Below are 6,561 nucleotides of genomic sequence, written 5' to 3' on the forward strand. Positions count from 1 at the left end.
CTGCAGTTCAAGGGCACGGTAGCGGTCGGCGACAAGCAGGAATGGCCGCGCTGGATCCCGACGCTGGACATGCAGAAGCGCGAGCCGAAGCATTACGGCCAGTACAAGGACGGCATGCCCGGCGGTGGCCAGAACCCGCTCGGCGCGCGCGCCATCTATCTCTATGACGGCAAGAAGGACACGCATCTGCGCATCCACGGCACCATCGCACCGCAGTCGATCGGAACCAGCGCCTCGAATGGCTGCTTCCGCATGATCAACGAGCACGTCATGGACCTCTACAGCCGCGTCAGGGTGGGCACCAAGGTCGTTATCATCTGACGTTTCCATCATTCTGCCGAAAGGGCCGGCTCAGCCGGCCCTTTTGTTTTGCCCTGTTCACGACCCGAGCGCCTTCTTGGGAAAAAACCTTCGCGGTGGTTTTTTCTCTGGCGGAATCAATCCGGCCGCGTTAAGCGATGACTCCCATGGCGCGATATGTATTCATCACAGGCGGCGTGGTTTCCTCACTTGGAAAAGGCATAGCCGCAGCGGCCCTTGGGGCTCTCCTGCAGGCGCGAGGCTATCGCGCACGCATCAAAAAACTCGATCCCTACCTGAATGTCGATCCGGGCACGATGTCGCCGTATCAGCATGGCGAGGTTTTCGTCACCGACGACGGTGCGGAAACCGATCTCGATCTTGGCCATTACGAGCGCTTCACAGGCCGCTCCGCCAATCAGCAGGACAACATCACCACCGGCCGGATCTACAAGAACATCATAGAGCGCGAGCGGCGCGGCGACTATCTCGGCGCCACCGTGCAAGTCATTCCGCATGTCACCGACGAGATCAAGAATTTCGTCCTCAACGGCAATGACGACTATGATTTCGTGCTGTGCGAGATCGGCGGCACGGTCGGCGATATCGAGGCGATGCCGTTCCTCGAGGCTATACGCCAGCTCGGCAACGACCTGCCGCGCAACAACGCCGTCTACGTCCATCTGACGCTGATGCCCTACATCCCGACGGCGGGCGAGTTGAAGACCAAGCCGACCCAGCATTCGGTCAAGGAACTGCGCGGCATCGGCATCGCGCCCGACATCCTGCTGGTCCGCGCCGATCGCGCCATCCCCAAGGAAGAGCGCAGAAAGCTGTCACTGTTCTGCAATGTGCGCGAAAGTGCCGTGATCCAGGCGCTCGACGTGCCGCATATCTACGATGTGCCGATGGCCTATCACAAGGAAGGGCTCGATTCGGAAGTGCTGGCCGCCTTCGGCATCGATCCGGCGCCGAAGCCGCGCATGGAGCCCTGGCAGGCGGTGTCCAACCGCATCCACAATCCCGAAGGCGAGGTCACTATCGCCGTGGTCGGCAAATATACCGGCCTCAAGGATGCCTACAAATCGCTGATCGAAGCGCTCTCGCATGGCGGCCTGGCCAACCACGTCAAGGTCAAACTCGACTGGATCGAATCGGAGATCTTCGAAAAGGAGGATCCGACGCCCTGGCTGGAAAAGGTGCATGGCATCCTGGTTCCCGGCGGCTTTGGCGAGCGCGGCTCCGAAGGCAAGATCCTGGCGGCGAAATTCGCGCGTGAGCGAAAAGTGCCGTATTTCGGCATCTGCTTCGGCATGCAGATGGCTTGCATCGAGGCGGCGCGGTCGCTGGCCGGCGTGGAGCATGCGTCCTCGACCGAGTTCGGTCCGACCGAGGAACCGGTCGTCGGCCTGATGACCGAATGGCTGAAAGGCAACATGCTGGAGAAGCGCCGCGAAACCGGCGATCTCGGCGGCACGATGCGGCTCGGCGCCTATCAGGCCGAGCTCGCCAAGGGATCCAAGATCGCCGAGATCTATGGCGACACGCAGATTTCCGAGCGCCATCGCCACCGCTACGAGGTTAATGTCGACTACAAGGAGCGGCTCGAGGATTGCGGCTTGGTGTTTGCCGGCATGTCGCCCGACGGCGTGCTGCCGGAAACGGTCGAGTATCCCGACCATCCCTGGTTCATCGGCGTGCAGTATCACCCGGAACTGAAAAGCCGGCCGCTCGACCCGCATCCGCTGTTTGCCAGTTTCATCGAGGCGGCGGTGGAACAGAGCCGACTAGTGTAGCTCTAAATCAAAGAGATAGAGCATGATGTCTGGACAAACGGTGCCCGTTTGTCCGAGAAAACCGCTTCACACTTTTCGGCATCATGCTCTAGGCCGGTCGGACTATGCAGACCTATGTCGCGCTGCTTTACAGCATCATCCTGGGCGAGGGGCGACGGGTCGTCATGGCCGACCTCAAGGCCATGGCCGAGGAGCTCGGGCTGAACAACCCGCGCACGCTGGTGGCGACCGGCAATCTGTTGTTCGAGGCGCCGGCAACGGACATCGCCGATCTGGAACGGCGGCTGGAAGCAGCCTTCGAAAAGACCTTCGGCCGCCATGTCGATATCATCGTGCGCGGTGCCGAGGACTGGCTGAAGCTTGCCGCCGGCAATCCGTTTCCGGACGAATCCGCCGAGGCAGGCGACCAGGTGGCCGTGCGGGTGATGCGCAAACCTGCACCCGTGGACGCCGTGGCGGCGCTCCAAACCTATATCGCCGAGAACGAGAAGGTTGTGTCGGTCGGCGGAGACATCTGGGTCGTCTTTTCACGCGAGAGGCCAAGTTCGCGGCTGCTTGCGGCGACCAACCACAAACGCATGGGCATCGGCACCTCGCGCAACTGGAACACCGTGCGCAGACTGGTCGAGATGGTGGACAGTAGGCAGTAGGCAGTAGGCAAGCTGTTCTCTGCTCGCCAGCACCTACTGCCTCATTTTCAAGCCTTTGCCGTCTTCGCTCCGGCGCCCAAAGCGGCGGTGCGCAGCACATAGTAGATGATGCCGGCAATCGCCACGCCGAAGAACCAGCCATAGACGCCCCACCAGGACGGCAGCCAGTTGGTGAAGTTCGGCAGGATCGATGAGAAAATGGCGCCGATGCCGGCTGCGATGAAGGCGTTGACGTGCCAGCCGCCCTGGAAGCGGAACTCGCCGTCCTCGCGATAGAGCGCCTCGACGTCGACCTCGCCCTTCCGGATCAGATAGTAGTCGACCATCATCACCCCGAAGATCGGCCCCATCGTCGCGCCGATGATGTTGACGAAGGAAGCTGCACTGCCTTCCCATGGCGCAAAGGGATAGAGCACGAGCGCGATGATGGCCGCGATGTAGCCGCCCTTCTTGAAGTCGATCTGCCGGGGAAAGACGTTGGAGAAGTCGAAGGCCGGCGAGACGAAGTTTGCCACCACATTGATGCCGAGTGTTGCTACTGCAAAGGTCAAGGCTGCGAGTGCTGCCAGGAACCAGCTGTCGAATTTCGCCGAGATCTGGTCGGGATGCAGCAGCACTTCGCCATAGACGTCAAAGGCGGCAATGGTGGTGACGCCGGCGACCAGCGAGAACAGGATCAGGTTGATCGGCAAGCCCCAGATGTTGCCCTTACGCAGCGATGCCTTGTCTGGCGCGTAACGGGCGAAATCGCAGAAATTGAGATAGAGCGCGGAAAAGTAGGTGACCCAGATCGCCGCCACCGCAAACAGCGATGTCCAGGAACCCGGCGTGCCGGGCACGCCCGCATCCTTGGTCTTGTCCAGCAGCACATCCATCGGGATGTCGCTGGTGAAGGCAAATCTCCCGGATTTGACGCAGAGATAGATCGCCAGCACCAGCATCATCACCCAGACCGCTGGCCCGGCCCAGTCCTGAAAGCGGCGCACTGTTTCCATGCCGTTCTGGATGATCAGCAGTTGCAGCGCCCAGATGACCACGAAACAGATCACTTCGAGGCCAGTATGGCCGAGGAAATGCGTGCTGGCGTTGAAGTCGGCGAACCATTGTGAACGGATCAAAAGCGCCACGATGGCGCCGGAGGCGGCGGCCGTCTGTGCGCCATACCAGAAGCAGGCGACGACGGCGCGCACCAGCGCCGGTATGTTGGCGCCCCAGATACCGAAGGAGGCGCGGGCTAGCACGGGGTAGGGCACGCCGGTCTTGACCCCGGCATAGCCGACCATGTTCATCATCACGTAGATGATCAGCGAACCGATGCCGATGGCGATGATGAAGTTGACGAAGCCGCCGCAGAACAGGAACAGGCTTGCCGCCAGATAGTAGCCCCAGAGGCTGTGAACGTCCGACGTCCAGACGTTGAAGATCGAGAATGGTCCCCAGTTTCGGATTTTGGCTGGAGCCAGATCCTCGTTGTACAGATCAGGTGAAGCACCCTGTATTGTCATTGCAATGTTCCCCTTTTGCAGCACGCGCCCTCACGCGTTGGCCGCGTGCAGGTTAAGCCTGACGCAGGGGAACGGACAAGCAACCTATTTGCCGGCTTTGGCCTTAAAGATATTCAATGCGAACTGCGATTATCGACGGGCCGCGATGGTGGGCCGCCTCTGCACTTGGCGATCGATGATTCGAAATTCGACGTTGGGATTTCAATCTGAAGCAGCTCCCGGCACTCCCGACATCCGCCGGCAACGGCAGAGTCCGTCTAAGCGAGGGTCATCACCCGCTTGTGGTCCGCGACTTCGGCGAGCAGCCAATCCTGAAACAGGCCGGTGCCTGGCTTGTTGCCGATGCTGCGGCGCTGATGCAGGTAAATGCCGGCCGGGTAGGTGTGGCGGGCACGGAACGGGGCGACAAGTTTGCCTTGCTGCAGAAAATCTTGCGCCATCATCGTGTCCGCAAGCGCTATTCCGGCGCCATTGATCGCCTCGCGCATGATCAGCGTGCAGTCATCCAGTGTTGTGCTGGATTTCGGCGTCGTGTCCAAAACACCTTCCTGCTCCAACCACCGCTTCCACCTCATGGTCTCGCATTCATGGATCAGATGATGATTGACCAGATCGGCTGGCGATCGCAGCGGCACCGGCCCCTCCAGCAGCGAAGGCGCACAGACCGGCGTCAGCAGCAGTGGGATCAGCAGTGTCAAAGCCGGGCCGGCCTTGTAAACGAACTCGTCGACAATGGCCAAATCGAAATTGGCCCGCTTGCCTGAAGTGGAGATCTCCAGATCCACGGACGGATGCAACCGGCGAAAGTTCGGTAACCTGTCCGCCAGCCAAAGGTTCAGAACGGCCGGTACGCACAAGACCCGGACACGTTGGATCTTGCTGTGGCGCGAGCCCTCGGAGAGGCTGACGTCGTCGGTGGCGCGCCAGATGGCCTCGAACGCCTCGGAGAGGCTACAGGAGAAGCTGCACCTCACCTACATCTTCATCGCTCACGACTTGTCCGTCGTGCGCCAGGTGTCGACCCGCATCGCGGTCATGTATCTCGGCTCGATCGTCGAGGAAGGGCCGGCGGAGGAGGTGTTTGCAGCACCAGCCCATCCTTATAGCCAGGCGCTGATCTCGGCGGTTCCCGTTGTGGAGACGACGCCCAGCGGAACGCGCAAGCGCATCATCCTCACCGGCGACGTACCGAGCCCGCTCAGCCCTCCGTCCGGGTGCCGTTTCCACCCCCGATGCCCGATCGCAGCGGAGCGCTGCCGTTCGGAGCGGCCGCAACTGAGGGAATACCGACCGGGTCGCAAAGTCGCCTGCCACTTCCCGACGGTATAGGCGACATTCATCACCGCGCGCGGTGATCGCATTCGCTTGACAGATTTTTAAAGATTCCATTTTTTTGTGGAACCAACTGGCGGATTGTGCGTTTGGTGGGGTTCGATCGAGCGCATCGCGGTCGACCGGGAGGAAACGATGGATTATCTGCATTTCTTTTCGCCTGTGCGAATTTCGCGCGGGCAGGGGCATCCTGCTGAAGAAATCGATAGTGTTGCCGAGGCCATGGTGTTCTTGCGGAAATGGCCGACGGGACGGCGCGGTCCGGTTTATCGGTGCGCGCTGAATTGCTGCTCGGCCGCTTTGTCGGGCCAGATGTCGGCCGAGGAAGCAAGGAAAGCGTTCACGGGCTTTGCCCGCATCACGCGCCTTCTCGATGATGACATGGCGCTGCCGATGGCCGGCGAAAACATGGCAAGCGTGTACGCGCTGCGGCGTTAGCCGCCTGTCGTCTTGACGGTTTTGCGAGGTCTCGCGCCGCGGTAGCGCGGGTCTTGTCTTGCGCCGTTGCCGATGCCCAGTCGTCAATACCCCGAGGATGATCGCCTTCGTATCCACGGCCGATCACTGCGGAGGCCGAGGCGGCGGTCGCTTGACTGAATACCGCGGATCATTCGCTCATATTGTGAAGCGCATCGTGCTTGACGATTTCGACGCTGCGCAGGTTGAGCAGGCGGATGACGCCCTTGTCCTTCAGTCGGGTGAAAACCCGCGACACGGTCTCGATGGTGAGGCCGAGATAATCACCGATGTCCATACGCGACATTGGTAGTTCCACCTGCCGCAATCCGCCCTGCCGCTCCGCTATGTCGACGAGGAACGCGGCGACGCGTTCGATGGCGCTCTGGCGACCCAGGACCAGAAGGTGTTCCTGAGCTCTGGTCAACCCTTTTAGCGCCAGGGGCAGCAACTGATGGGACATGTCCGCTCCAGCCGTGAGGCGGAAGACGCGGACCCCGGTGGAATTGATCGCTTCAGCAA

7 protein-coding genes and 1 pseudogene are annotated in these 6,561 nt (G+C 61.0%); 5 read left to right on the forward strand and 3 right to left on the reverse strand.

Going from position 1 to position 6,561, the window contains the following annotated elements:
- From EN935_RS17325 to EN935_RS17335, 3 genes are all read left to right on the forward strand, one after another.
- On the forward strand, positions 1–321 hold a 321-nt coding region (locus EN935_RS17325; RefSeq protein WP_164771174.1), incomplete at its 5' end, for a L,D-transpeptidase.
- A gap of 137 nt (positions 322–458) precedes the next feature.
- Positions 459–2,096 (forward strand): CTP synthase, encoded by a 1,638-nt coding sequence (locus EN935_RS17330; RefSeq protein ID WP_013531733.1) that lies wholly within the window; start codon positions 459–461, stop codon positions 2,094–2,096.
- A 104-nt stretch (positions 2,097–2,200) separates the two neighbouring features.
- Positions 2,201–2,746 carry a DUF1697 domain-containing protein gene (locus EN935_RS17335; RefSeq protein ID WP_126069067.1) on the forward strand — a complete coding sequence of 182 codons (546 nt, stop codon included), beginning with the start codon at positions 2,201–2,203 and terminating at the stop codon, positions 2,744–2,746.
- A 47-nt stretch (positions 2,747–2,793) separates the two neighbouring features.
- On the opposite strand, the gene EN935_RS17340 is transcribed toward EN935_RS17335, so the two are convergent.
- A complete protein-coding gene (locus EN935_RS17340) occupies positions 2,794–4,251 on the reverse strand; it encodes an NCS1 family nucleobase:cation symporter-1 (protein WP_109668992.1) in 1,458 nt (485 codons plus the stop codon).
- 257 nt (positions 4,252–4,508) lie between these two features.
- A complete protein-coding gene (locus EN935_RS17345) occupies positions 4,509–5,225 on the reverse strand; it encodes a LysR substrate-binding domain-containing protein (RefSeq protein WP_245469021.1) in 717 nt (238 codons plus the stop codon).
- On the opposite strand from EN935_RS17345, the pseudogene EN935_RS17350 reads away from it, so the two are divergent.
- Positions 5,203–5,580: pseudogene (locus tag EN935_RS17350) on the forward strand (ABC transporter ATP-binding protein); the annotation flags it as partial. The gene EN935_RS17345 and the pseudogene EN935_RS17350 overlap by 23 nt on opposite strands.
- Before the next feature lie 138 nt (positions 5,581–5,718).
- Complete coding sequence (locus EN935_RS17355; protein WP_109669342.1) at positions 5,719–6,021, forward strand: DUF982 domain-containing protein; 303 nt, start codon at positions 5,719–5,721, stop codon at positions 6,019–6,021.
- A 169-nt stretch (positions 6,022–6,190) separates the two neighbouring features.
- Here EN935_RS17355 and EN935_RS17360 read toward each other — a convergent pair.
- Positions 6,191–6,561: helix-turn-helix domain-containing protein (locus EN935_RS17360; protein ID WP_164771175.1), on the reverse strand; the 371-nt coding region annotated here is incomplete at its 5' end.

Origin of the sequence: Mesorhizobium sp. M7D.F.Ca.US.004.03.1.1 (assembly GCF_003998635.1) — a bacterium.
GTDB classification, from domain to species: Bacteria; Pseudomonadota; Alphaproteobacteria; order Rhizobiales; family Rhizobiaceae; genus Mesorhizobium; species Mesorhizobium loti.

What these genes read in the sequence shown, in the direction of transcription:
- EN935_RS17330 (WP_013531733.1), top strand. Translation starts at nt 459, where the DNA reads ATGACTCCCATGGCGCGATATGTATTCATCACAGGCGGCGTGGTTTCC.
- EN935_RS17335 (WP_126069067.1), top strand. Translation starts at nt 2,201, where the DNA reads ATGCAGACCTATGTCGCGCTGCTTTACAGCATCATCCTGGGCGAGGGG.
- EN935_RS17340 (WP_109668992.1), bottom strand. Translation starts at nt 4,251, where the DNA reads ATGACAATACAGGGTGCTTCACCTGATCTGTACAACGAGGATCTGGCT.
- EN935_RS17355 (WP_109669342.1), top strand. Translation starts at nt 5,719, where the DNA reads ATGGATTATCTGCATTTCTTTTCGCCTGTGCGAATTTCGCGCGGGCAG.